This is a genomic window from Suilimivivens sp., from assembly GCF_037359455.1.
GTDB lineage: Bacteria > Bacillota > Clostridia > Lachnospirales > Lachnospiraceae > Suilimivivens > Suilimivivens aceti.
In genome coordinates this window covers 199,807-222,198 of the sequence record NZ_JAXXXI010000035.1, presented here as the reverse complement: position 1 = coordinate 222,198, position 22,392 = coordinate 199,807, and the positions used below count along the sequence as shown (strand labels likewise).

At 44.2% G+C, this 22,392-nt stretch carries 20 protein-coding genes; 2 read left to right on the top strand and 18 right to left on the bottom strand.

The features are described from left to right. Positions 1-3: 3 nt before the first annotated feature. The 3 genes from ilvB to WJQ40_RS06115 are packed head-to-tail and all read right to left on the bottom strand — an operon-like array spanning position 4 to position 4,585. Positions 4-1,620 (bottom strand): biosynthetic-type acetolactate synthase large subunit, encoded by a 1,617-nt coding sequence (gene ilvB / locus WJQ40_RS06125; protein ID WP_337538875.1) that lies wholly within the window; start codon positions 1,618-1,620, stop codon positions 4-6. 56 nt (positions 1,621-1,676) lie between these two features. Beyond that, positions 1,677-2,096: a hypothetical protein gene (locus WJQ40_RS06120; protein WP_337538677.1), complete on the bottom strand. Its 420-nt coding sequence runs from the start codon at positions 2,094-2,096 to the stop codon at positions 1,677-1,679. 8 nt (positions 2,097-2,104) lie between these two features. Continuing rightward, on the bottom strand, positions 2,105-4,585 hold the full coding sequence (locus WJQ40_RS06115; protein ID WP_337538675.1) for a homocysteine S-methyltransferase family protein: 2,481 nt from the start codon (positions 4,583-4,585) through the stop codon (positions 2,105-2,107). 141 nt (positions 4,586-4,726) lie between these two features. Here WJQ40_RS06115 and WJQ40_RS06110 point away from each other — a divergent pair, with 141 nt between their 5' ends. Beyond that, positions 4,727-5,311, top strand: a complete 585-nt coding sequence (locus tag WJQ40_RS06110; protein ID WP_118796936.1) for a hypothetical protein — start codon at positions 4,727-4,729, stop codon at positions 5,309-5,311. On the opposite strand, the gene WJQ40_RS06105 is transcribed toward WJQ40_RS06110, so the two are convergent. Both WJQ40_RS06105 and WJQ40_RS06100 read right to left on the bottom strand, forming a co-directional pair. Continuing rightward, complete coding sequence (locus WJQ40_RS06105; RefSeq protein WP_118796935.1) at positions 5,294-5,704, bottom strand: DUF2752 domain-containing protein; 411 nt, start codon at positions 5,702-5,704, stop codon at positions 5,294-5,296. The genes WJQ40_RS06110 and WJQ40_RS06105 overlap by 18 nt on opposite strands. After that, the gene (locus WJQ40_RS06100) at positions 5,694-6,335 is read right to left on the bottom strand and encodes a DUF4190 domain-containing protein (RefSeq protein WP_337538672.1); all 642 of its coding nucleotides are present in this window, start codon (positions 6,333-6,335) and stop codon (positions 5,694-5,696) included. The genes WJQ40_RS06105 and WJQ40_RS06100 overlap by 11 nt, the downstream gene beginning before the upstream one ends. Positions 6,336-6,475: 140 nt before the next feature. Here WJQ40_RS06100 and WJQ40_RS06095 point away from each other — a divergent pair, with 140 nt between their 5' ends. After that, positions 6,476-6,934 (top strand): helix-turn-helix transcriptional regulator, encoded by a 459-nt coding sequence (locus tag WJQ40_RS06095; protein WP_337538670.1) that lies wholly within the window; start codon positions 6,476-6,478, stop codon positions 6,932-6,934. Between the two features lie 5 nt (positions 6,935-6,939). Here the strand turns inward: WJQ40_RS06095 and WJQ40_RS06090 are convergent, their stop codons facing one another. From WJQ40_RS06090 to argH, 13 genes are all read right to left on the bottom strand, one after another. Continuing rightward, on the bottom strand, positions 6,940-7,863 hold the full coding sequence (locus WJQ40_RS06090) for an NYN domain-containing protein (RefSeq protein ID WP_118796933.1): 924 nt from the start codon (positions 7,861-7,863) through the stop codon (positions 6,940-6,942). A gap of 11 nt (positions 7,864-7,874) precedes the next feature. Continuing rightward, positions 7,875-8,720: an SAM-dependent chlorinase/fluorinase gene (locus tag WJQ40_RS06085; RefSeq protein ID WP_262573147.1), complete on the bottom strand. Its 846-nt coding sequence runs from the start codon at positions 8,718-8,720 to the stop codon at positions 7,875-7,877. 16 nt (positions 8,721-8,736) lie between these two features. After that, entirely contained in the window at positions 8,737-9,591 is an 855-nt protein-coding gene (locus tag WJQ40_RS06080) for an energy-coupling factor transporter transmembrane component T (protein WP_337538667.1), read from the bottom strand. Beyond that, complete coding sequence (locus WJQ40_RS06075) at positions 9,563-11,290, bottom strand: ABC transporter ATP-binding protein (protein WP_337538665.1); 1,728 nt, start codon at positions 11,288-11,290, stop codon at positions 9,563-9,565. The genes WJQ40_RS06080 and WJQ40_RS06075 overlap by 29 nt, the downstream gene beginning before the upstream one ends. Positions 11,291-11,413: 123 nt before the next feature. Then, positions 11,414-11,992: an ECF-type riboflavin transporter substrate-binding protein gene (locus WJQ40_RS06070; RefSeq protein WP_337538663.1), complete on the bottom strand. Its 579-nt coding sequence runs from the start codon at positions 11,990-11,992 to the stop codon at positions 11,414-11,416. 92 nt (positions 11,993-12,084) lie between these two features. Then, entirely contained in the window at positions 12,085-13,095 is a 1,011-nt protein-coding gene (locus WJQ40_RS06065) for a GGGtGRT protein (RefSeq protein ID WP_118796928.1), read from the bottom strand. Positions 13,096-13,115: 20 nt separating this feature from the next. Beyond that, positions 13,116-13,808 carry a hypothetical protein gene (locus tag WJQ40_RS06060; protein WP_118796927.1) on the bottom strand — a complete coding sequence of 231 codons (693 nt, stop codon included), beginning with the start codon at positions 13,806-13,808 and terminating at the stop codon, positions 13,116-13,118. A gap of 130 nt (positions 13,809-13,938) precedes the next feature. After that, positions 13,939-14,604 carry a UDP-N-acetylglucosamine pyrophosphorylase gene (locus WJQ40_RS06055; protein WP_337538659.1) on the bottom strand — a complete coding sequence of 222 codons (666 nt, stop codon included), beginning with the start codon at positions 14,602-14,604 and terminating at the stop codon, positions 13,939-13,941. Further along, complete coding sequence (locus WJQ40_RS06050; protein ID WP_337403789.1) at positions 14,605-16,656, bottom strand: DNA topoisomerase; 2,052 nt, start codon at positions 16,654-16,656, stop codon at positions 14,605-14,607. Beyond that, a complete protein-coding gene (locus WJQ40_RS06045; RefSeq protein WP_337538657.1) occupies positions 16,656-18,017 on the bottom strand; it encodes an ATP-binding protein in 1,362 nt (453 codons plus the stop codon). The genes WJQ40_RS06050 and WJQ40_RS06045 overlap by 1 nt, the downstream gene beginning before the upstream one ends. Positions 18,018-18,036: 19 nt before the next feature. Then, positions 18,037-19,758: a bifunctional diguanylate cyclase/phosphodiesterase gene (locus WJQ40_RS06040; protein WP_337538654.1), complete on the bottom strand. Its 1,722-nt coding sequence runs from the start codon at positions 19,756-19,758 to the stop codon at positions 18,037-18,039. A gap of 40 nt (positions 19,759-19,798) precedes the next feature. After that, the gene (gene asd, locus WJQ40_RS06035; RefSeq protein ID WP_262573167.1) at positions 19,799-20,884 is read right to left on the bottom strand and encodes an aspartate-semialdehyde dehydrogenase; all 1,086 of its coding nucleotides are present in this window, start codon (positions 20,882-20,884) and stop codon (positions 19,799-19,801) included. Between the two features lie 19 nt (positions 20,885-20,903). After that, positions 20,904-22,283 (bottom strand): argininosuccinate lyase, encoded by a 1,380-nt coding sequence (gene argH, locus WJQ40_RS06030; RefSeq protein WP_262573169.1) that lies wholly within the window; start codon positions 22,281-22,283, stop codon positions 20,904-20,906. Positions 22,284-22,392 lie beyond the last annotated feature (109 nt).

Below are 22,392 nucleotides of genomic sequence, written 5' to 3'. Positions count from 1 at the left end.
CTCCTACTTTACAAGATCCATCGGATTGATCAGACACTCAAGAAGCATGGACTTATCTTCCTTCAGAAAAGCATCGACCGTTTCCTGTGCATGATCCATATTTTCAAGTCTTGCAAAGTCCATGCCATAAGCCGCAGAAAGCTTCTCAAGATCCGGACTTCCTGACAGATCTACAACAGAATAATGATCCTTATAGGTATAATGCTGATATTCACGTACCATACCAAGATAATTATTCTTAAGGACAACGATCTTGACAGGAATATGATGCTGGTTCATGGTTGCCAGCTCCATCATGGACATCTGGAAGGATCCATCACCGCAGACTGCAACGACCTGCCTCTTTTTATCTGCCAGCTTGGCTCCCATAGCAGCCGGAATGGAATACCCCATCGTCCCCATACCGCCGGAAGTCAGGAACTTTCCATCTCTTACTATATGGTAGCCGCAGGACCAGATCTGATTCTGCCCTACATCTGCCACATAAATGCCATCTGCCTGCATTTTCTCTGACAGCAGGGTGATAAAGGCTGCCGGATCTACATAGGATGGATCCGGATTTCTCTTTGGCACCATGGTTCTGCGGTAGGTATCCAGTGTAGTAAGCCATTCCTGATGTTCACAGTCAATAGTAAGCTCAAGAAGATCTCTGAAGATATGCTTTGCATCTCCGACAAGTGGAATGGCTGCTCCAACATTTTTACCGATTTCTGCAGGATCTACATCAATATGGATCAGTACCTTATTTTCCGTGATCAGATCCGGCTGGCTGACTGCCCTGTCAGCCACCCTTGCACCCACCATAATCAGAAGGTCAGATTCATTCATTGCACGGTTAGCATAAGGCTTTCCATTATTTCCAACCATCCCAAAGTAAAGAGGATCCTCAGTTGGCATAACACCAATCCCCATCATAGTAGAAACAACAGGGATCCCATACTTCTGTGCAAAGCTCCTAAGCTCCGTTTCCGCATCGGATAAAAGAACACCACCCCCTGCACAGATGATCGGTTTCTTTGCTTTTTCAAGCTGGGATGCTACTTTCTTGATCTGTACCATATTTCCCTTTACCGTAGGCTTATAGGTTCTCATGGATACACGTTCCGGATAGGAAAACTTTTTTATCTCCGCATTCTGGATATCAATGGGAATATCGATCAGTACAGGTCCTTTTCTGCCGGTACTGGCAATATGAAAGGCTTCCTTGAAAATTCTCGGAATGTCATTGACATCCTTTACCAGATAACTGTATTTTACAAAAGATTCCACAGCACCTGTGATATCTGCCTCCTGAAACACATCACTTCCAAGAAGCTCTGAATTTACTTGTCCTGTAATACAGATCAGAGGGATGCTGTCGGCAAAGGCTGTGGCAATTCCGGTGATCACATTGGTTGCACCTGGACCGGAAGTAACTGCACAGACTCCTGGTCTTCCTGTCACTCTGGCAAGTCCGCTTGCCGCATGGGCTGCATTCTGCTCCGTTCTGACAAGAATGGTTTCTATAGAAGAATCCAGAATGCTGTTATAAAACGGACAGATTGCCACACCAGGATATCCAAATACATATTTTACTTTTTCTTCTTCCAGACATTTAACGATTGCATCTGCACCTATCATATTCGTTTGTTCCTTTCCCATTTCTGTATCATTACCCTGTAAGAGGGGCTTACCTGTTATTTCTTAAACTTCCCAAAGAATTTAGCCATGGGTTCCACTACATCACCAAGATCCTTGATAGCACCGTTCAGTCCTTCAAAATCAATAGCCTCCAGTTTTTTCATGACCTGTTCAATGGATACAGCATTTTCGGTAACAAAGGTATCCATATTTTCACTCATACTAATTACAGCATCTGTCATCTCATCCACGCCTGCAAGAGCATCCTGTGCCTGCGCTAAAGTCTCTTCTGCTTCTGCGGCCACGCCGTTCACCTGGTGGATGGTCTTCAGCAGTGACGGAACCAGTATAAGAAGTGCAATCACGACAGCCATTGTCAGTATTCCTCCGCATATAGCACTGATCCTGGCATAAAAAACCTGTTTTTTCGTCTGCTCTGCAATCCTTTGCAGCAGCTCATCCCTTGTTTCGTCCATATTTCCTCCTAGTCCTGTATTCCCAAAAGCCTTTTTGCCACAACAACCGCTTCTGCCGCATCCTTGGAATAAGCATCTGCTCCGATCTCTTTTGCATATTCCGGTGTGATGACAGCCCCGCCGATCATAATCCTGACCGGAATCCCTTTCTCATGGACATAATCAACCACATGTTTCATTTCCTGCATGGTTGTCGTCATCAGTGCTGATAATCCGATGATTGCCGCATGATTGGTCAGTGCCGCTTCAGCGATCGCTTCTTTTGAAACATCCTTTCCAAGATCGATCACATGAAAGCCATGGTTTTTTAACATAAGTCCTACCAGATTCTTGCCAATATCATGAATGTCTCCCTGCACCGTAGCAATAACAACCGTTGGCATATCTCCTTCTGCCCTCGTTCCTGCAAGAAGGGGCTCCAAATATTCAATGGACAGCTTCATGGCCTCTGCACTGGCTATAAGCTGGGGAAGGAAATATTTTCCCTGATCAAACAGCTTTCCCACTTCATCGATTGCCGGCAGCAGCATTTCATTTAAAAGAACAGACGGCTCTTTACCTGCCTCTATTTCTTCTTTGGTATGGGAAAGGATCATCTTCCGGTTTCCCTTTAATACATCCTGATATAAAATACCGGTCTGTTCTTTTTCTTCCTTCCTGGCCGGCTGGTCTGTTTTACTGACAGCAGCCCTGAGGAGCATCGGATCCACCTTCGGGTTTCTTGCCTGGTAATCAGCCATACGTTCAATATAACGGATATCGCTTTCTTCCTTGTTCATGAGAAGATCAGAAGCAAAAGCCGCATTGACCAGCATCTCCTGGGAAGGGTTGGCGATTGCCATCGTAAGTCCTTCCTTGATCGCCATAGTCAAAAATGCCGTATTTACAAAGCTTCTCTCCGGCAAGCCAAAGGAAATATTGGAAAGACCACAGATCGTTGCAAGCCCATTTTCCTTACAATAACGGATTGTTTCCAGTACTTCCCGTCCTGCATTTTTATTAGCACCTATTGTAGCCACAAGACCGTCTACCACAATATCTTCTTTTCTCATGCCCAGTTCAGAAGCTTTCTGAACGATCATTTCAATGAGTGCAATTTTTTCATCAAGATTTGCAGGAAGTCCTTCATCCGACAAAGGAAGTAATATGAACATAGCCCCATACTTCCTGACAATTGGCAAAAGCCTTTCCAGCTTGACCCGTTCAGCCGATACGGAATTGACCAGAGCTCTTCCAGGATATTTCCGGAGGGCTGCCTCCAGTACATCAACATGGCTGGAATCCAGTGAAAGTGGCAGGGAGGATGCAAGCGTGACCTCATCCAGGATCTTAAGCATCATATCCTTTTCATCAATACCGCTCATGCCTACGTTAATATCCAGTAAAGATGCTCCCCTTGCTTCCTGCTCCTCCGCAAAGTCAAGTACCATGGACAGGCTTCCGCTGCGCAGCTCTTCCTGAAGCTTTTTCTTCCCAGTAGGATTGATCCTTTCACCCACGATCATAAACGGTGAATCCAGATTAAAGGCAAGGGTCTTTCTTTCGGATGTCAGGAAACGTTGCGGCAATCTGTGATCTGTCTTCTGCAGCTGCTCTTTCCTGACCATCTGCTCCTTTCCATGACAGGAATCTGAAAGTGCTCTTATATAAGAGGGTGACGTCCCACAACAGCCTCCAAGAATAGACGCCCCGGCTTCTATCAGCTCCTGCATACCTGCAACAAAGTCCTCTTCCCCCATACTATAGACAGTCTCTCCATGCTCGTTTAGCGCGGGAAGGCCGGCATTTGGCTTGGCTATGACCGGAATGGATACCGCTTCTGCGATCTCACGGATGATCGGCATCATCTTATCCGGTCCTGTGGAACAGTTGGCACCGATCGCGCAGGCACCAAGACTTTCAAGAACGACTGCCGCTGTAGTAGCATCGGTGCCATACAGTGTCTTACCATCACTTTCAAACGTCATAGTAACCATAACCGGAAGATCACAGACCTCACCTGCGGCAATTAATGCGGCTCTTGATTCCTGAAGGCTCATCATAGTTTCCACAACGATCAGATCAGCTCCCGCCTGCGCAACAGCTGTGATCTGTTCCTTATAAACCGAAATCAGGGTTTCAAAATCCATGGTTCCCATAGGAGCAAGCTGCTCTCCTGTCATGGTGATATCTGCAGCAACAAGCGCCCTCCCCTCTGCTGCTTCCAGAGAAAGCCTGATCAGCTCCCTGTTCATGGACCTGATTTCCTTCTCAAGACCATACTCCTTCAATTTGATCCGGTTTGCAGTAAAAGTAGGCGCATAAATAATATTACTTCCGGCTTCTATGTATTCCCTCTGCAGACCGATCATGATCTCTCTATGATCTAAGATCCACTTCTCCGGGCATACTCCTGCAGGCATGCCACGCTTGATCAGATTAGATCCGGTCGCACCATCCAGATACAGGACTCTTTCTCTGGAAAGCCGGTTAAATTCTGCTTTATTCATGAAAAATCTCCATCTGTCGTACTGCTTATATTTCCTCATCATGTTAGCATAATTACTCAGAAACTACAATTGAATAATTTAATCATCTATGCTATTTTATATGTATGCATTTAGATCAAGTTTAAAAGGGAGGACATTATCTTGTACCATAAGTTCCACAGAAAATACTCTGTTTTGACCATTTTTTCCATCATGATCCTTTCATTTTCCCTGCTTTTCACAGGCTGTGGCAAGAAAAACCAGGAACTTGAAAATTATAAGGCAAACATGAACCAGTTCTTTGAAAACATAAAGGTTTACAATGATTCTATCAACAGCATTGATCCCCAGTCCGATACAGCGGTTTCCGATCTGCTTGCCCTGCTTGACTCCATGGATACTTCCTTTGCCCAGATGGCATCTCTCACAGTTCCTGATGGTTTTCCCGGTGTAGATCAGCTTGCCGCAGAAGCCAGTGAGAATATGTCTCAGGCTGTTTCCTATTATCATCAGGCTTTTGAAGGGGAAGAATATGATGCCTCTCTTGCAGACGTTGCCAAGCAATATTACGACAGAGCCAATGTCAGACTCCAGTATATCGTTTCCATTCTCCACGGGGACATTCCGGAAGAGATTTATACCTATGAGGATGATTCTGAAGATGACAGCAGCCAGCCAGATTCCGGTGCTGCTTCCGGTGAAACAGATCCTTCCGCTGAAGAAGATCTTTTAACAGAAACCGAATAACAGCTTGCAGATCCACTGTACCAGGATCACACCGATCAGTATATAGGCATATACAGGAACAGCTATTTCTTTTGATGGCTGTTCTTTTTTTATAAAATTACGGAAAATATAACGAACGGTAAAATGGATGCCGGCAAATGCCAGATACAGAATGGCCGGATGGTACAGAAAGCTTTCCGCAAAATGTCCTGTCAGAAAAGCATACAGCGCTCTTGTACCACCACATCCCGGACATGGCAGGCTGGTGATCCTTTTAAATGTACAGGAAAAAAAGTCTGCATGTTCAGGATAAATCCTTCTGACAAACCAATACCCTGCTGCTATGCAGGGCACAGCAAGCAGGGCTTCTGTTTTAAACAATAAAGTATCCAGTCTGAATTTTTTAGTATTCATTAAGAGCATCTATCAGAGTAGTGAATGCATCAGTAGAGCCGGCAACAAGTAAAACAATAAGGAAAAGCAACAGACCAACACCTCCGGTGATGATACCGGCAATTGCCATACCCTTCCCCTCATATTTCTGTGTCAGGGTAATGATACCAAGAACAATGCCTGCAATGCCAAGAACTAACGCAAGCCATACAAAACAACAGCACAGAATGGAAAGGATTCCACAGATCAGGGAAGCAATGGCAAAACCGATATTACCGTTTCCTTCTTTGACTGCCGCCTGTGCAGGTACCGGATCACCAGCTGCACGTTCATAATTGATATGAATCTCTTCCTGCGGTTTATATGTACCTGTTGTATCCTGGGATGAAAATGCACCGCCGCTTACCACTTCACCTTCTGCCTTCGCAAATGCGGATGTTTCTGCAGAAGGCTGCTCTGTTTCAGCTCCCCATGCTGCAGAAGGATCCTGTACCGGTGTCTGTACAGCATCTTCAGAAAAAGATGTTTCCTGAACGGGTGCTTCTTCTTTCTTCTCATCCAGTCTCTCTCCACAGTTACTGCAGAAACGGAAGGTGGACGGATTCTGGCTTCCACAATGGGAGCATGTGATCAGATCATTATTTTCGCTCATAATATCCTCTTTCCTATACCTGTATCACAGGCTTATTATCTGTTTTTATTGTAAGCTATCTTTTGTAAATTGTCTATTCTTTCTATAGTCTATTTTCTCAAAAAATGGTATAATATACAAAATCAGAAGGAGAAATTTGTATGGAGAAAGACAAGCGGCCCCTCAACCAGTATTTAAAAGAACTTCGCAAGTCCTGTGGTTATTCTCAGGAATTTGTTGCCTCACATCTTAACATTACACGGCAGACTTATTCTCATTATGAAACCGGCCGTATTTCCCCTCCGGTCAATTCGCTTTATAACCTTACAAGGCTTTATGGTGTTCCGGCCGAAGAATTTCTGGAGCTGGCTGTCACCTACAATATCAGTATGGATTTTGCCACACAGCCTCCGGTTTCCGACAGTGCTGTTTCCGAAGATCTTTCAGGCTTTCTTGATTATATCAATGCACCGGAAAATATCAGGAAATTCAAACCCCTTGACCGTAAGGAACGGATGATCCTGTACTATTACCAACAGCTTGATGCAAGAGACCAGCAGGATATCCTCTCCTTTATGAAAGTGAAATGTCAGAACCGCAGCCATGACCGGAAGCGTTAATATACTTATAATGCCTTGACACGTTTCCTGTCATTTTTGTCTGCATAGACCTGCACGCCTTCCATTCCCTGTACAAACTTGGAAAACTGGCTGTAGCCGAAATCCTTTACATTAAAGTGGCTGTATCTGCCATGGACACGGTTACTGAGTTCATTGATCCCAATCCCTTTACTTCCCGCCTTATGGATGATCTCCATCACATAGGTTCTGATCTCCTCTTTGGACTGTTCATTTTCCTTCAGTGAAATCGTAATCACATTATCCCTTTTATCAAGCAGAAACAGACCGGATTCCTGCAAAAATCTGGAAAGCAGACTGTAACCGTAATTTCTGACATCGAAATCCGGGTACATATTGACCAGACGGTTTCCCACTGATGCCAGTTCCACATTCTTTCCTTTATTTTCATTCTCAGTAATAATATTGGTGATCGCATTGTAGATCACTTCACGGCTGACAGTATTATCCTGCTGTTTTTTCTCTTCACTGTCTTCCTGATTTCCAAGATTTTCAAGGTTCACAAACCTTGTACAGGCCACACGGAAGGATCTGGGGGTCTTCTCTTCTCCCATGCCAATAACTTCCATGCCGGATTCTCTGAGTCTGCTTGCCAGCCTGGTAAAATCACTGTCACTTGACACAATACAGAAGCCCTCTACATTTCCTGTATAGAGAATGTCCATGGCATCAATGATCAGCGTGGAATCGGTGGCATTTTTTCCTACCGTATTGCTGAACTGCTGTACCGGGATCACGGAATTTTCCAGAAGCTGGTTCTTCCATTTGGAAGCCTGCGTACTTGTCCAATCCCCGTAAATCCTTTTATAGGTTGTAATCCCATAGGTAGAAAGCTCCTCCAGGATCACACTGATATATTTTGCTGAAATGTTATCTGCATCAATCAGCAGCGCAAATCGTTTATTCTCCATAAGCCCTCTCCTTATGCTCTGGAAAGTTCCGCTGTATAGCTTCTGCCTTCCTTTACCTGATAAGTATCGCGGAATGAGCCCATATTCAGTCCAAGCTCAATATAATTGGTAGAAGAATTGAACAGGATCGGCGCTCCTTTTTCTACAAAGCCAAAAGATTTTTCATACAGAACATCCTGCTCAAAGTAAGTTTCTCCATCCTTCTTCAGGATGACATGCACCATATCTCCCTGGGCATAGCCTGCTTTTGCGAAATCTGAGCTCTTAATATTAAAGGCAATGCTTCCAAAGGGATCACTGACACTCCCCACGATTGCTTTGATATCGCTGCCATCTACCTGTGCCTCGATCACATCTCTGTCAAAGCGTACAATCTCTTCTACCGGATAAGCTGGTCCGACACCTTCAAAGCTGATCTTCCCGGAAGCCAGCTTTGCCGCCGTATACGCAAACAGATCTCTTCCATGGAATACGCTGACTGCTTCTGTTCCATGATAACGGTTTACAGTTTCATCGATCTCACGGACTTCATCAATACCAACTTCATAATAAAGGTGAGTCAGGGTACCGTTATCCGGTGTAACAATATAATTTCCATCATGGAGCTTTGCCACACAGGCACGTCTGTCAGTTCCGACACCGGGATCCACTACTGATACAAATACGGTTCCCTTCGGCCAGAAAGGCTCCACATAGATAATCTCCCTGGACGCTGCCAGAATATTATAAGCTTCAATCTCATGTGTGATATCAATGCATTCCAGTTCCGGATCGACCTGCTTACATACGCCTACCATGGAAGCAACTGCTCCCCAGGAAAGTCCAAAATCTGTCTGCCAAACAATACAAGGTTTCATTTTATTTTCCTTTCTTTTACCATGGCTTCCACATCTTATATTCGGGTGGTGCCACAATTCTGCCAATTATAATTGCAAGTATTCCGGCTGCTGTCAGAAGATAGCAGACCTTCATAATTTTATCCTGTTTTGTTTCCTCATGCTCTGAATAATAGGTTCTTTTTTTTCCTTTTCCAAATCCTCTCAAATCCATGGCATTGGCAATATTTCCGATTCTGTCAAAAGAAGAAATAATAAGAGGCATCAGAATCAGTATATTCTGTTTCAATCTGGCGAAAAAGCCGACTTTTTTACTGTCAAGCTCCATTCCTCTTGCCTGCATGGAGATCTTGATATTTTCAAAATCCCTGGCAATATCCGGAATATACCGGAAAGCCAGTGACACTACGGTACATACCTTATAGGGCACCTTGATGGAATACAGTCCGGCTGCCATCTCACTTGGTGTAATACACTGGATAAAGCACAGTGAGATCAGGAAGGTGGACATAAACTTCATAAAACGTACAAACAGGGCAAACAACGTTTCCGCTGAAATAAAGTAATGCTTTGACAGTACCAGAAGAACTGTACAGCCACCTGTCAGATCCGCTCCGTAATTTGGATTGGTCAGCCAGATCAGGAACAGGTTAAACAGGTTCGTAAGCAGCATGAATATCGTAAGTCCCCGTATCAGTGGCCAGTTTGGTTTCACGGATATCATTCCGATAACACCCAGTACCGATACTGCAAGAAGCACCCTGAGATCCCAGCTTACGATCAGAAGTAATATCAGAAGCAGAAAAAATCTGACCTTTGTAGTTCCGCTCAATTTATCAAGGAAAGTCTTTCCGGGAATAATTTTAATGAACAGTCGTTTTGTCAGTCCCATGTGCCCTCTCCTCTCTTTCAATTTCGATAAAATGTCTGATATAGCTTTCTGGATCAATCCCTGCCTGTTTTGCAAGAAGTACCAGTGACGTCTGCTTTAAATTGGCCTGCTCAATTAAACCTTCATTGGAAAGTACTGTAAATACAGGTGCATCAGCAATACATTTTCCATCTGCAAAAACAATGGCTCTGTCCGTATACTCGATAGCAAGGTGCATATCATGGGTAATAAACAGGATCGTAATATGATACTTTCTGTTCAGTGTTTCCAGAAATCCCATAATCTCGGAATATCTCTGATAATCCTGGCCTGCAGTAGGCTCATCCAAAATAATGACTTCCGGCTCCAGTGCCAGAATGGAAGCAATCGTCACACGTTTTCTCTGTCCGTAGCTGAGTACACTCACAGGCCAGTTGCGCATGCTGTACAGGTCACACATTTTGAGTGTCTTTTCCACCCTCCTGTCGATCTCTTCCCTGGAAAAATCATTGAGTATAAGAGCCAGTTCTACTTCATCCCGGATCATATCCTTTACCAGCATCTGGTTTGGATTCTGCATGACGTATCCGATCTTTCTGCCGATTTCCTTAATAGTAAGCGGCAGATAATTCACTCCCTGGACCATGATGCTGCCGGACACAGGCCGGATGATCCCACATAAAAGCTTTGCCATCGTAGACTTTCCAGCACCGTTCTTTCCGATAATGGCAATCTTCTCTCCTCTGCATACCGTAAAGGAAACATCAGAAAGCACTTGTCTTTTCTCATATGCAAAATCAACATGCTCTGCCTTCAGAAGCTCTTCTCCCTTTTCTGCCGGAACATAGGGTCTTGCCGCCTTCATCTCCTGCTGTATCTTTTCTTTATATCTATCTATGGCAAGTTCGTTGATATTATCCAGATGCTCATCTTTTCCAAACCGAATCCCCGCATGCTTCAGTGCTGCTATATACAGGGGTTCCCGGATACCATTCTTTTTAAGCACATCACTGCAAAGCAGCTCATCCGGAGTGGTATCCATCTGTATTGTTCCTTCATTTACCAGAATGATCCTGTCAATATGACGGTAAAGAACATCCTCCAGCCTGTGCTCAATAATAATGACAGTTGCATTTTCCTTTTTATGGATCTGGTCAATCAGATCTACCGTTGTCATACCCATGGCAGGATCCAGTGCCGCAAGCGGTTCATCAAACAGAAGGATCTCTGCATGGTCATGCAGGATACCTGCAAGTGCCACCTTCTGCTTCTGACCACCCGAAAGATTAAACGGGGGTTCCATCAGATAATCCTCCATGCCGACAGTTTTCGCCGCTTCCAGTACCATGGGAAGCATATCTTTCCTTGGAACCTCATCATTCTCCAGGGAAAAAGCAATATCCTCTCCTACAGAAAGACCTACAAACTGTGCATCGGAATCCTGCTGGACCGTACCTACATGCTTGCTTAGCTGGAATATACTGGATTCTTTCGTCTCTATGCCAGCTACCTTACAGGATCCTGAGATCTCCCCTTCATAAGAAAAGGGAATCAGTCCGTTAATGCAGTTGGCAAGGGTAGACTTTCCGCTTCCGCTTGGTCCAAGGATCAACACCTTCTCTCCCTGATAAATAGTCAGATTCACATCATGCAGGGTCTGTTCTGTCTGTGACTGATAACGAAAGCCGAAATCATGAAATTCAATAATCGGAAGTGCCATTTTTCTCTCTCATTCAAAAAGTTTGTTTGTACTGTATAACCTAAGGAAAGCAGGATACCAGATTCTTACAGGATCTCTGATATCCCGCCTTCTTCAGTAAAGCTCTGACATTAGCTGCCAGCATTAGTCTTCTTTCTTCAGGTTTGTCTTGCTTGCATTTCTTTTTGCAAGAAGGAACAGGAAAGGAATACCGATCACGATCAGTACGACACCATTGGATACGATAGCAGATGCTGCCTGCAGCCATGTGATGGCCAGCTCCTGGGAATAGAAAAGGCTTGTCAGAAGTGGTGTTACCAGACCGAATGCAACAATATTACCTACAATACAGGTGATTACATAAATAATAGCATGCTTTACTTTAAAGATTCCTTCTGAAATCTTGGCACCATATAAGGGGAGCAGTCCCACAAACAGACCAAGAACAAGGTTTCCAAATGACCAGTCAAACCAGAAGCCCCAGCCACCGATCAGATCGGCGATCACGTTACCGATACCTGCTGTCAGTGCTGCCGGAACAGGTCCGAACAGAGCAGCTACAACAACTACAACTACCATAGCAGATGTCAGGGAAGTATTAGAAAAGATCTTGATTCCTCCAAATACCATCAGTACACCAAACAGCGCTGCTCCGATCGCCACACCTACAATTGTCTTGGTATTCCAAACACCAAGGAACTGTTTCCATTTGCTCTCTTTCATATCTCTTTCCTCCTAAGAAATGTTTCTGTGAGTTTTTCTATAAGAAAGGGCTTTGAGGCATTCTCAAAACCCTTTCAAAAAGTACTGTCTTATTAGAACTTGCCAGCGTCAGCTGCTTCCTGTACGGCAACAGCTACAGCTACGGTTGCACCAACCATCGGGTTGTTGCCCATACCGATCAGACCCATCATTTCAACGTGTGCCGGAACGGATGAAGAACCTGCGAACTGTGCATCGGAATGCATACGTCCTAATGTATCTGTGAAGCCATAGGATGCAGGACCTGCAGCCATGTTATCAGGATGAAGTGTACGTCCTGTACCACCACCGGATGCTACAGAGAAGTACTTCTTTCCTGCTTCAATTCTTTCCTTCTTGTAAGTACCTGCAACAGGATGCTGGAATCTTGTAGGGTTGGTAGAGTTACCGGTAATGGATACGTCTACGTTCTCCTTCCACATGATAGCAACACCTTCCGGAACGGAGTTTGCACCATAGCAGTTAACCTTTGCACGAAGTCCCTCGGAGTATGCCTTACGATATACTTCCTTAACAGTGTTTGTGTAAGGATCATATTCTGTTTCTACAAATGTAAATCCATTGATTCTGGAAATGATCTTTGCAGCATCCTTTCCAAGACCGTTCAGGATAACACGAAGAGGTTTCTGACGAACCTTGTTTGCCTTCTCAGCGATACCGATCGCACCTTCTGCTGCTGCGAATGACTCATGTCCTGCAAGGAAAGCGAAGCAGTCAGTATCCTCTTCCAGAAGCATCTTACCAAGGTTACCATGTCCAAGACCAACCTTACGGGTATCAGCTACAGATCCGGGAATACAGAAAGCCTGAAGTCCTTCACCGATTGCTGCTGCAGCTTCAGAAGCCTTTCTGCAGTTCTTCTTGATTGCGATTGCTGCACCTACTGTGTATGCCCAGCATGCGTTCTCAAAGCAGATAGGCTGGATCTTCTTAACCTGGTCATATACGTTAAGTCCAGCGTCCTTTGTGATCTTCTCAGCCTCTTCAATAGAAGAAATGCCGTAAGAGTTTAATACAGAAGTGATTTTATCAATTCTTCTTTCATATGATTCAAATAAAGCCATTTTCTCATTCCTCCTATGAATTATTCTTTTCTGGGATCGATAATCTTAACAGCGTCATCAACACGTCCGTACTGTCCGCAGGATTTCTCATAAGCGGTAGTCGGATCGTCACCCTTCTTGATGAAGTCTGTCATCTTACCAAGATTAACGAACTTGTAACCAATGATCTCATTATCTGCATCAAGGGCGATTCCGGTTACATAACCTTCTGCCATTTCCAGATAACGGGGACCTTTCTTCAGAGTACCATACATAGTACCAACCTGGCTTCTCAGTCCCTTACCAAGGTCTTCAAGACCAGCACCGATCGGAAGTCCTTCTTCAGAGAATGCACTCTGGGAACGACCGTAAACGATCTGTAAGAATAATTCTCTCATAGCGGTGTTGATTGCATCGCATACGAGGTCAGTGTTTAAAGCTTCCATAACGGTTAATCCGGGAAGGATTTCTGCAGCCATAGCTGCGGAGTGTGTCATACCTGAGCATCCGATCGTCTCAACCAGTGCTTCCTGGATAATGCCTTCCTTAACGTTCAGTGTCAGCTTGCAGGCACCCTGCTGAGGTGCACACCAGCCTACACCATGTGTCAAACCGGAAATGTCTTCCACTTTTTTAGCCTGTACCCATTTTGCTTCTTCGGGAATTGGCGCACAGCCATGATGAACGCCCTGTGCTACTGTACACATTTCTTCAACTTCTTTTGAATAAATCATGTGAAAACTCCTTTCAACATATAGATGTATTTTTCTAACAAAACACCCACTATTTGTGAATATTTTGTCATAATCACAACACATATTTTCTCATAAGTCTGGTAAAAAATCCAGTACTTTTGATAATTTTTTATCTCTTGGCAACAATTTCTCCGGTCTTTTTGAAAATGCTGTGCGCGGGAACGCAGCCCCTTACCATGGAGGTCGGATATATGTTGCTTTCTCTTCCGATCACAGTACCGGGATTCAGTACACTGTTGCAGCCAACCTCTACATGATCCCCCAGCATGGCGCCAAATTTCTTCAGTCCTGTCTCCACTCTTTCCTCCTGGTTTTTCACAACAACCAATGTCTTGTCACTCTTGACATTGGAGGTAATGGAGCCGGCTCCCATATGCGCCTTAAATCCAAGGATACTGTCCCCTACATAGTTATAATGCGGTACCTGTACCTTGTTAAACAGGATGACATTTTTAAGCTCTGTGGAATTACCCACTACAGCACCCTTTCCCACAATGGCATTTCCTCTGATAAAGGCACAATGTCTTACTTCTGCATCCTCATCAATAATAGCAGGTCCGTTAATACACGCTGTAGGTGCGATGGTAGCACTGTCTGCCACCCATACATGCTCTTTGATCTCCGTATAGGTATCCTTTGGAAGCTTTGCTCCAAGCTCCAGGATAAACGCACTGATCTTCGGCAGAAGCTCCCATGGATACTCTGCTGTCTGAAGCAGCTCTGCTGCGATTGTTTCATTCAGGTCATAAAGATTACTGATTTTAAATTCTTCCATTTATTTTCCTTTCTGTGCACTTCCCTTTGATGAATAATTTCTGGCCACCTCCTGATACCGTCTTGTCAGGGATGACTGGTTATTCAGCTGTTTCACCACATTTGTCCTTCTGCGGACAAAATCATCAAGCTTTTTCATGTACTCTTCTTCTGTTATAGTACCTTCTGCCACCATAGTCAAACCTTTTTCCCAGCTTGCGGTAAGAGCCGGGTCAAGGAGCGGTCTTATGGAGTTGCCAACCACCTCGTAGATCATTTCTCCCATCAGGGTTGGGGTGATGATCTGAGTCTTCTTGTTCAGGGACAGATAATTAATATTAAACAGCTTTTTCAGGATCTCGGCTCTTGTGGCAGAGGTTCCGATCCCGCTTCCCTTGATCTGGGAACGCAGCTCTTCATCCTCGATAAACTGGCCTGCATTTTCCATGGTCAGGATCATGCTTCCTGAATTATAGCGCTTGGGAGGAGAGGTTTCCCCTTCCTTGACTTCCAGTGTTCCCACCGGCAGATGATCTCCCTTTTTCAGGTCATGAAGTGCTTTCAGGAATCCGATATCAAAATCCTCATTCTCCTGTTCGCCGTTTTCCTGTTTATCCTCTTCCTCATTCTCAGCCTGCTTCTTCTTTGCATTAAAAAAAGAAGCTCTGGCAGCTTTCAGATAGCCTTCCTCTTCCAGCACCTTGAAGCTGGCAAAGAACTGTTCTCCCTTCAGGTTCAGTGTCAGGGATACCTTCCGGTAAATGGCCGGCGGATAAAAAATGCTTAAGAAACGCCTTACTATGATCTCATATACCTTCTGCGCTGTAGGATTCAGGGAACGGAGTGCGGAAAGTCCCTGACCGGTAGGGATAATGGCATAGTGATCGGTGATCTGCTTGTCATTCACATAACGGCTCTTTGCAATCCCTGCAATTTTGTTTGAAGAAAGGACTTCCGCAGCAAGCTGGCTGCAGACCTCATAATTCTGGATCCCACGGATATTTTTATGGATTTCCTTAGCTACCGCACTGGAAAGCACTCTGGCGTCCGTTCTCGGATAGGTCGTCATCTTCTTTTCATAAAGCTCCTGGGCGATCCGCAGTGTTTCATCCGGACTGATCTTGAAAAACTTGGAGCAGTCATTCTGCAGTTCCGCGAGGTTATAAAGAAGCGGTGGATTCTTGGTTTCTTTTTTCTTTTCTACCGCATCCACTGTCATATCTTCTGTCGGCTCTTCTGTCAGGAAGCAGATCAGCTCCCTGGCATCCTTCTCTTCCTTGAAACCATTTTCTTTATAAAGGAGAGGCGAATTAAAATAACGGCTCTTTTCCGTTGCCTTCCAGTCACAGACGAGGCTTCTTCCCTGGATTTCCATATCCATCACCACACGGTAAAATGGTGTTTTCACAAAATCCCGGATCTCACGTTCTCTCTTCACTACCATTCCAAGGACACAGGTCATAACACGCCCTACGGAAACCACTGCCCGGTCAGCTTTCAGGAATCCTTTGATCCCGTTTCCATATTTCAGTGTCAGTGCCCTGGAAAAGTTGATACCCATAAGGTAATCTTCCTTGGCACGCAGATAAGCTGCCGCTCCGAGTGCATCATAAGCTGACAGATCCCTGGCTTCCCGGATGCCACGCTTTATCTCTTCCTCTGTCTGGGAATCGATCCACACACGCTTCCGGATTTTCCCCGTCACATGGGCTTCCTGTTCCACAAGTCTGTATATGTATTCTCCCTCACGTCCGGAGTCCGTGCAGACATAAATAGTATCGACATCTGCCCGGTTCAGAAGTCCGCTTACGATCTGAAACTGCTTCTTTACACTATCTATGACCTCATATTTAAACCGATCCGGGATAAAAGGAATCGTATCAAAAGACCACCTTTTATATTTTTCATCATATACTTCCGGATAACTCATGGTAACCAGATGTCCAACACACCAGGTAACGATTGCCTGGTCAGATTCCATATAGCCATCCCGGTTACTGGTATTTAATTGCAGCACTCTTGCGAATTCCCTTGCCACACTGGGCTTCTCCGCAATAAACAAATTTTTCCCCATTATATTTCATCCAGCGTCAGTAAACGCAAATATTCCTTCTGTTTTGATTCTCTGTTCAATGCATCCTCAAAATCTGTCACTGAAAACAGATATACATAATCGACTGAGAGCTGTGCCTTCTTTGCACAGAACAGCAGCCATTCATAATCATCATATCTGAAAACCTCATTTTCATAATTGCACAGTCCGATCAGTGTCTTTCCTTCGCCCTTTGCGATCAGATCAATATTCCCAAACTTGCCGACCCATTCTCCAAATTCTTCTGCCCTGAAAGGAAGTTTCCCATTTTCTGACCACATCTGCAGACTCTGCATACAGATCTTTTTGAAATAATCTGCAGTGTAAGTTCTCAGCCCTGGTGCAATATATCTCTCATAAAACATATCTGCCGGAAGTCTCTGCAGGCCGCTTGCATTCTGATATATAAACTTATAATAAAAATGCAGAAAATGATTGGAAATCCGGTAGATTCCTTTCTGTGCCGCCGCTTTTCCTTCTGTATCATAGGAAAATACTTTTTCTGCAATTTCCAGTTCCATGAGATTCTTCAGATAAACGCTGATCTTGGCCCTTGAAAACCCGGTATGCCGATAGAGATCATTCAGCTTCTTTTGTCCGGATGAAAGAGCCGACAAAATGGTATCATAAACTCCTGTCTCCCGGAGCTGTTCTTCCATTTCTCTTCTTCCTTCTGTATACAGACCACTTTCCGGATTCAGAATCGTTCTGCATATATTTTCCCTGACAGACAGTTTATCATCAAAATATTTCCATAGACCGGGCATACCGCCAAGAACCGAATAAGCTTCTATGCATTCCTGTCTGGAAAACGCAGGAAAATATTCTCCTATACAGGAAAAAGGCAGCTCCTTGATCTTTAGAAAGCCTGTAATCTCATAGGCTGCAGCTCCAATTTTGGAAATCAGGCTGTTTTCTACAAAGCTAACCTGGGAACTGCACAAAATAACCATGACTCCCTCTTCCTGTTCTTTTTTATGCAGATAACGAATAAGCTCTTCCATAAAAGAGCCATTCTCACGGATCATAAGCTGAAATTCGTCTATGATCACCACTATTTTTTTCTTTTGTTTTTCTGAAAGGGAATTCAATAACCCAAAAAAAGAAATGCTATCTTTTGAAATACCGGACTGTTCCCAAAGCTCCCTGTTCCATTGGATCAGCTGTTCTTTTAAGGATGCCGGTCTGGCCCGGTAATAATGAAAAGGCTTTCCGTCTGCAAACTCCATAAGGAGAGCAAGTTTATCTGTTCCACGCTCTCCATAGGCAATCATCAGCTGGCTTCCCGCCTTATCAAAATAAGTATTCAGATAATTCAGTTCAACAGTACGTCCTAAAACCATGCTCTTGCCGTCCTCTGAATCAGCTTCTGAGCAGAAGCTTTTCTACCTCATCTTTCGGTATCGGTTTTCCAAGAAGGAATCCTTGAATACAGTCACATTCTATGGATTTCAGATATTCAAACTGTTCATTAGTCTCAACACCCTCTGCTATTGTCTCAAACCCCAGCTTCCTGACCATATATACAATAGATTCTGTAATAATCCTTGCATTGTCATCTACAAGCATTGCATCCACAAAGCTTTTATCAATTTTCAAAGTATCGATCGGAAGACCTTTCAAGTAGGATAAGGAAGAATATCCTGTTCCAAAGTCATCTAGGGAAATACGGAAGCCATATTCACGCAGAACGCAGAGCTTCTCTGTCATTTCTGCAAAATTATCAATCAATACGCTTTCTGTGATCTCAAGTTCGATCTCGTGTGGATCTACATCATATTTACGGATGATCTGCATCACGATATCTACAAAATCCGTCTTCTTATACTGGATCGCAGAGATATTCAACGACAGGACAAAATGTCCTGTATATTTCTTTTTCCAGTCTGCAAAGCAGCGGATACTCTCTTCTACGACCCAGGTACCGATTGGAACAATGGCACCGTTCTTTTCGGCAATCGGAATAAACACCGCTGGACTGATCATCTTTCCATCAGAGTCCTTCCAGCGGATCAGCGCTTCCATTCCACGCAGCTTTCTGTCCTTAATATGATACTGAGGTTGGAAATTCAGCGTAAAGTTCTGGTTAAATACAGCATCCTTCAGCTTATTTTCAATAGCAACATTCTGAAGGAAATCATTCAGGATCAGGGCATCAAAATACTGAATAGACGTTTTTCCTGATTCTTTGGCCTTAAACATGACGATCTCTGCACAGTTGATCAGTTCAAGGGTAGATTTGGCCGCTTCCGGATACTCTGCTACACCAATGGATACACTGATGCTGATCTCCTGTCCAGTACTGAGGATCCACGGTGATTTTACACGTTCAGCAATTGCCCCGTAAATATAATCAACACTGCGGTTTCCATATGGATTGTAAATAGCAATACAATAGATATCTGCATTAAAGTGGGATACAACTACATTCTCACTGTTAAATTCTGACAGATACTGTCCAAACTGCTGTACTACTTCATCGCCAACTACAATGCCAAGACCGTCATTGATCTTTCTGAAATCATCAATATCTACAAACATGACAGCAACAATGTTCTGTTCGTCTTCTGCTTTTCTTACAAAATCGGCAAGAAGACGTACAAAATAGTTTCTGTTGTACAGTCCTGTCAGAACATCGTAATATGCCATATAGGTCAGTTCATCGTTCTGATTCTGTATCTTGGAAACATTTTTAAAACGGATGACCTTATCCGTAGGTACATTCATCTGATCATAGATCACGGAAACCTCACACTCAACCCAGGTTTTTCCCTCCTTCAGTCTTACGATCGCACTGTCAGACTGTATTCCAGATTTTTCGAGGAAGAGAAGCTCCTTAAGCGGAAGGACATATTTTTCTTCTACTTCCCCGTAAATCTTGCTGATATCCTTGATCTCCCTGATCTCCACACCTTTAAAAAGATAGTCCCAGTTGGCTACTGTCTTCACATAATGATCTTCAAAATTGACATATACAAAAGCACTGGTCGATGTCTCACAGATCAGTTTCAGCATTTTTTCTTCTTTTTCAAGCTTCTGATTCAAGGCGTTCAGTAAATCCACCTGATAACGTAACTCTTCCATGAATGCCAGTTCCCTTTTAACCCCTCATAAACATTAATCTCTATTTCTTTGTGATATATCCCTGTGCCTTTAACAGCTCTGCACAGAGAACAGCACCGCCTGCTGCACCTCTGACTGTATTGTGGGAAAGTCCTACAAACTTCCAGTCGTAAACACTGTCTTCCCTGATACGTCCAACGCTGATACCCATACCGTTTTCATAATCAACATCGAGGCTTACCTGCGGTCTGTTGTCCTCTTCCAGATACTGGATAAAGTGTTCCGGTGCACTCGGAAGCTTCAGCTCCTGAGGAAGTCCACTGAAGTTTCTCAGCTTTTCGACCAGCTGTTCCTTGGTCGGCTTTTTCTTGAATTTTACAAATACAGCCGCTGTATGTCCATTCAATACAGGAACACGGATACACTGGCAGGTAATAACAGGACTCTTAGCCGGTTCGATCACACCATCTTTGATCTCTCCCCAGATTCGTAAAGGCTCCTTTTCGCTCTTTTCTTCTTCACCGCCAATGTAAGGAATGATATTTCCTACCATCTCCGGCCAGTCCTTAAATGTCTTTCCTGCTCCTGAGATTGCCTGATAGGTTGTTGCTACTACTTCATAAGGCTCAAATTCCTTCCATGCAGTAAGAACCGGTGCATAGCTCTGGATAGAGCAGTTAGGCTTTACGGCAACAAATCCCCTCTTGGTTCCCAGTCTCTTCTTCTGAAACTCGATCACCTTGAAATGCTCCGGATTGATCTCCGGCACTACCATGGGAACATCCGGTGTCCAGCGGTGGGCTGAATTATTGGAAACAACAGGTGTCTCTGTTTTAGCATATTCTTCTTCGATCTTTTTGATCTCTTCCTTGGTCATATCCACTGCGCTGAACACAAAATCTACAGATGAAGCAACCTTCTCTACTTCATTGACGTTCATGACCACGATCTTCTTGACCGCTTCCGGCATCGGGGTTGTCATTTTCCATCTGTCCCCAACTGCCTCCTCATAGGTTTTGCCAGCTGACCTTTCACTTGCTGCAATGGTTGTCACTTCAAACCAGGGATGATTCTCAAGCAGAGAAATAAATCTCTGGCCTACCATTCCTGTTCCGCCTAAAATACCTACTTTTAACTTGTCACTCATGATAAATTCCTTCCTCTCCTCATAGTGTATTAAGATATGCTTTCTGCATTTCAATCGCATCAAGCATGGCCTGTCTTCCCGGTCCTCCTGTGGTAAGCCTCTTTTCCACACAGGTCTTTAAGCTGATGGCATCATACACATCCGCCTCAAACACCGGACTGATCTTCTGAAGCTCCTCTATAGACAGTTCATCGATCGCACAGCCCTTATCCAGGCAGTGCAGCACAAGCTGTCCGATGATACCATGGGCATCCCGGAAGGGAACACCTTTACCGACCAGATAGTCTGCCGCGTCTGTCGCATTGGTAAACCCCTTCATGGCGCTCTTTTCCATAATTTCATGATTAAACTTCATGGTAGAAAGCATACCATCAAATAAACGCAGACAGTCCTTAACTGTATCAATCGCATCGAAGGTGACTTCCTTATCTTCCTGCATGTCCTTATTATAGGCAAGTGGAAGTCCCTTCATCGTTGTCAGGATGCTGACAAGTGCCCCATAAACACGTCCTGTCTTTCCTCTGACAAGCTCTGCTATATCCGGATTCTTTTTCTGCGGCATGATACTGCTTCCGGTAGAGAATGCATCATCTACCTCCACAAAGCGATACTCATTGGAATTCCAGATAATGATCTCCTCCGAGAAACGGCTAAGATGCATCATGATCGTAGAAAGCGCACTTAAAAATTCGATCACATAATCTCTGTCTGATACAGAATCCATGCTGTTCAGCGTTGGACCCTCAAATCCAAGAAGGGATGCTGTATAGGTACGGTCCAGTGGATAAGTAGTTCCGGCAAATGCACCTGCTCCAAGGGGACAGTAATTCATTCTTCTGTAAATATCCTGAAGTCTCTGGGCATCCCGTTTGAACATTTCAAAATAAGCTCCCATATGGTGGGCAAGAGTAGTCGGCTGTGCCTTCTGCAAATGGGTAAATCCCGGCATATAGGTTTCCAGATTATCCTCCATAAGATGAAGCAGTGTCGTAAGCAGCTCCTTCAGTTCTTCCTGGATTGCAAGCACCTCTCCTCTTACATAAAGCTTCATGTCAAGAGCCACCTGATCATTTCTGCTTCTTCCGGTGTGCATTTTCTTGCCGGCGTCTCCGATTCTGTCGATCAGCGTTGCCTCCACAAAGCTGTGCACGTCTTCATACTGTGTGGATATGTCAAGTCTGCCTGCCTCCACCTCTTCCCTGATCTCTGTCAGTCCTTTTACAATCGCATCCTTTTCCTCGCAGGTCAGAATCCCCTGCTTTTCAAGCATGACCACATGGGCAATGCTGCCTTCGATATCCTGCTGTAAAAGGCGTTTGTCAAAGCGGATGGAAGCATTGAAATCATATACCATCTGATCCGTCTGCTTGGTAAAACGTCCACCCCATAACTGTGCCATAAAAGCCTCCTTGTAATGGTCGTATTTTCACTTATTCATAAATATATCCATTTTATTAAATCTGAATTTGATACTATCATATTTTATATTTATTTTCAATCATTTTATC

Bases quoted from the DNA above. Each gene is read 5' to 3' on its own strand.
- ilvB (WP_337538875.1), bottom strand. From the start codon at position 1,620: ATGATAGGTGCAGATGCAATCGTTAAATGTCTGGAAGAAGAAAAAGTA.
- WJQ40_RS06120 (WP_337538677.1), bottom strand. From the start codon at position 2,096: ATGGACGAAACAAGGGATGAGCTGCTGCAAAGGATTGCAGAGCAGACG.
- WJQ40_RS06115 (WP_337538675.1), bottom strand. From the start codon at position 4,585: ATGAATAAAGCAGAATTTAACCGGCTTTCCAGAGAAAGAGTCCTGTAT.
- WJQ40_RS06105 (WP_118796935.1), bottom strand. From the start codon at position 5,704: ATGAATACTAAAAAATTCAGACTGGATACTTTATTGTTTAAAACAGAA.
- WJQ40_RS06100 (WP_337538672.1), bottom strand. From the start codon at position 6,335: ATGAGCGAAAATAATGATCTGATCACATGCTCCCATTGTGGAAGCCAG.
- WJQ40_RS06095 (WP_337538670.1), top strand. From the start codon at position 6,476: ATGGAGAAAGACAAGCGGCCCCTCAACCAGTATTTAAAAGAACTTCGC.
- WJQ40_RS06090 (WP_118796933.1), bottom strand. From the start codon at position 7,863: ATGGAGAATAAACGATTTGCGCTGCTGATTGATGCAGATAACATTTCA.
- WJQ40_RS06085 (WP_262573147.1), bottom strand. From the start codon at position 8,720: ATGAAACCTTGTATTGTTTGGCAGACAGATTTTGGACTTTCCTGGGGA.
- WJQ40_RS06080 (WP_337538667.1), bottom strand. From the start codon at position 9,591: ATGGGACTGACAAAACGACTGTTCATTAAAATTATTCCCGGAAAGACT.
- WJQ40_RS06075 (WP_337538665.1), bottom strand. From the start codon at position 11,290: ATGGCACTTCCGATTATTGAATTTCATGATTTCGGCTTTCGTTATCAG.
- WJQ40_RS06070 (WP_337538663.1), bottom strand. From the start codon at position 11,992: ATGAAAGAGAGCAAATGGAAACAGTTCCTTGGTGTTTGGAATACCAAG.
- WJQ40_RS06065 (WP_118796928.1), bottom strand. From the start codon at position 13,095: ATGGCTTTATTTGAATCATATGAAAGAAGAATTGATAAAATCACTTCT.
- WJQ40_RS06060 (WP_118796927.1), bottom strand. From the start codon at position 13,808: ATGATTTATTCAAAAGAAGTTGAAGAAATGTGTACAGTAGCACAGGGC.
- WJQ40_RS06055 (WP_337538659.1), bottom strand. From the start codon at position 14,604: ATGGAAGAATTTAAAATCAGTAATCTTTATGACCTGAATGAAACAATC.
- WJQ40_RS06050 (WP_337403789.1), bottom strand. From the start codon at position 16,656: ATGGGGAAAAATTTGTTTATTGCGGAGAAGCCCAGTGTGGCAAGGGAA.
- WJQ40_RS06045 (WP_337538657.1), bottom strand. From the start codon at position 18,017: ATGGTTTTAGGACGTACTGTTGAACTGAATTATCTGAATACTTATTTT.
- WJQ40_RS06040 (WP_337538654.1), bottom strand. From the start codon at position 19,758: ATGGAAGAGTTACGTTATCAGGTGGATTTACTGAACGCCTTGAATCAG.
- asd (WP_262573167.1), bottom strand. From the start codon at position 20,884: ATGAGTGACAAGTTAAAAGTAGGTATTTTAGGCGGAACAGGAATGGTA.
- argH (WP_262573169.1), bottom strand. From the start codon at position 22,283: ATGGCACAGTTATGGGGTGGACGTTTTACCAAGCAGACGGATCAGATG.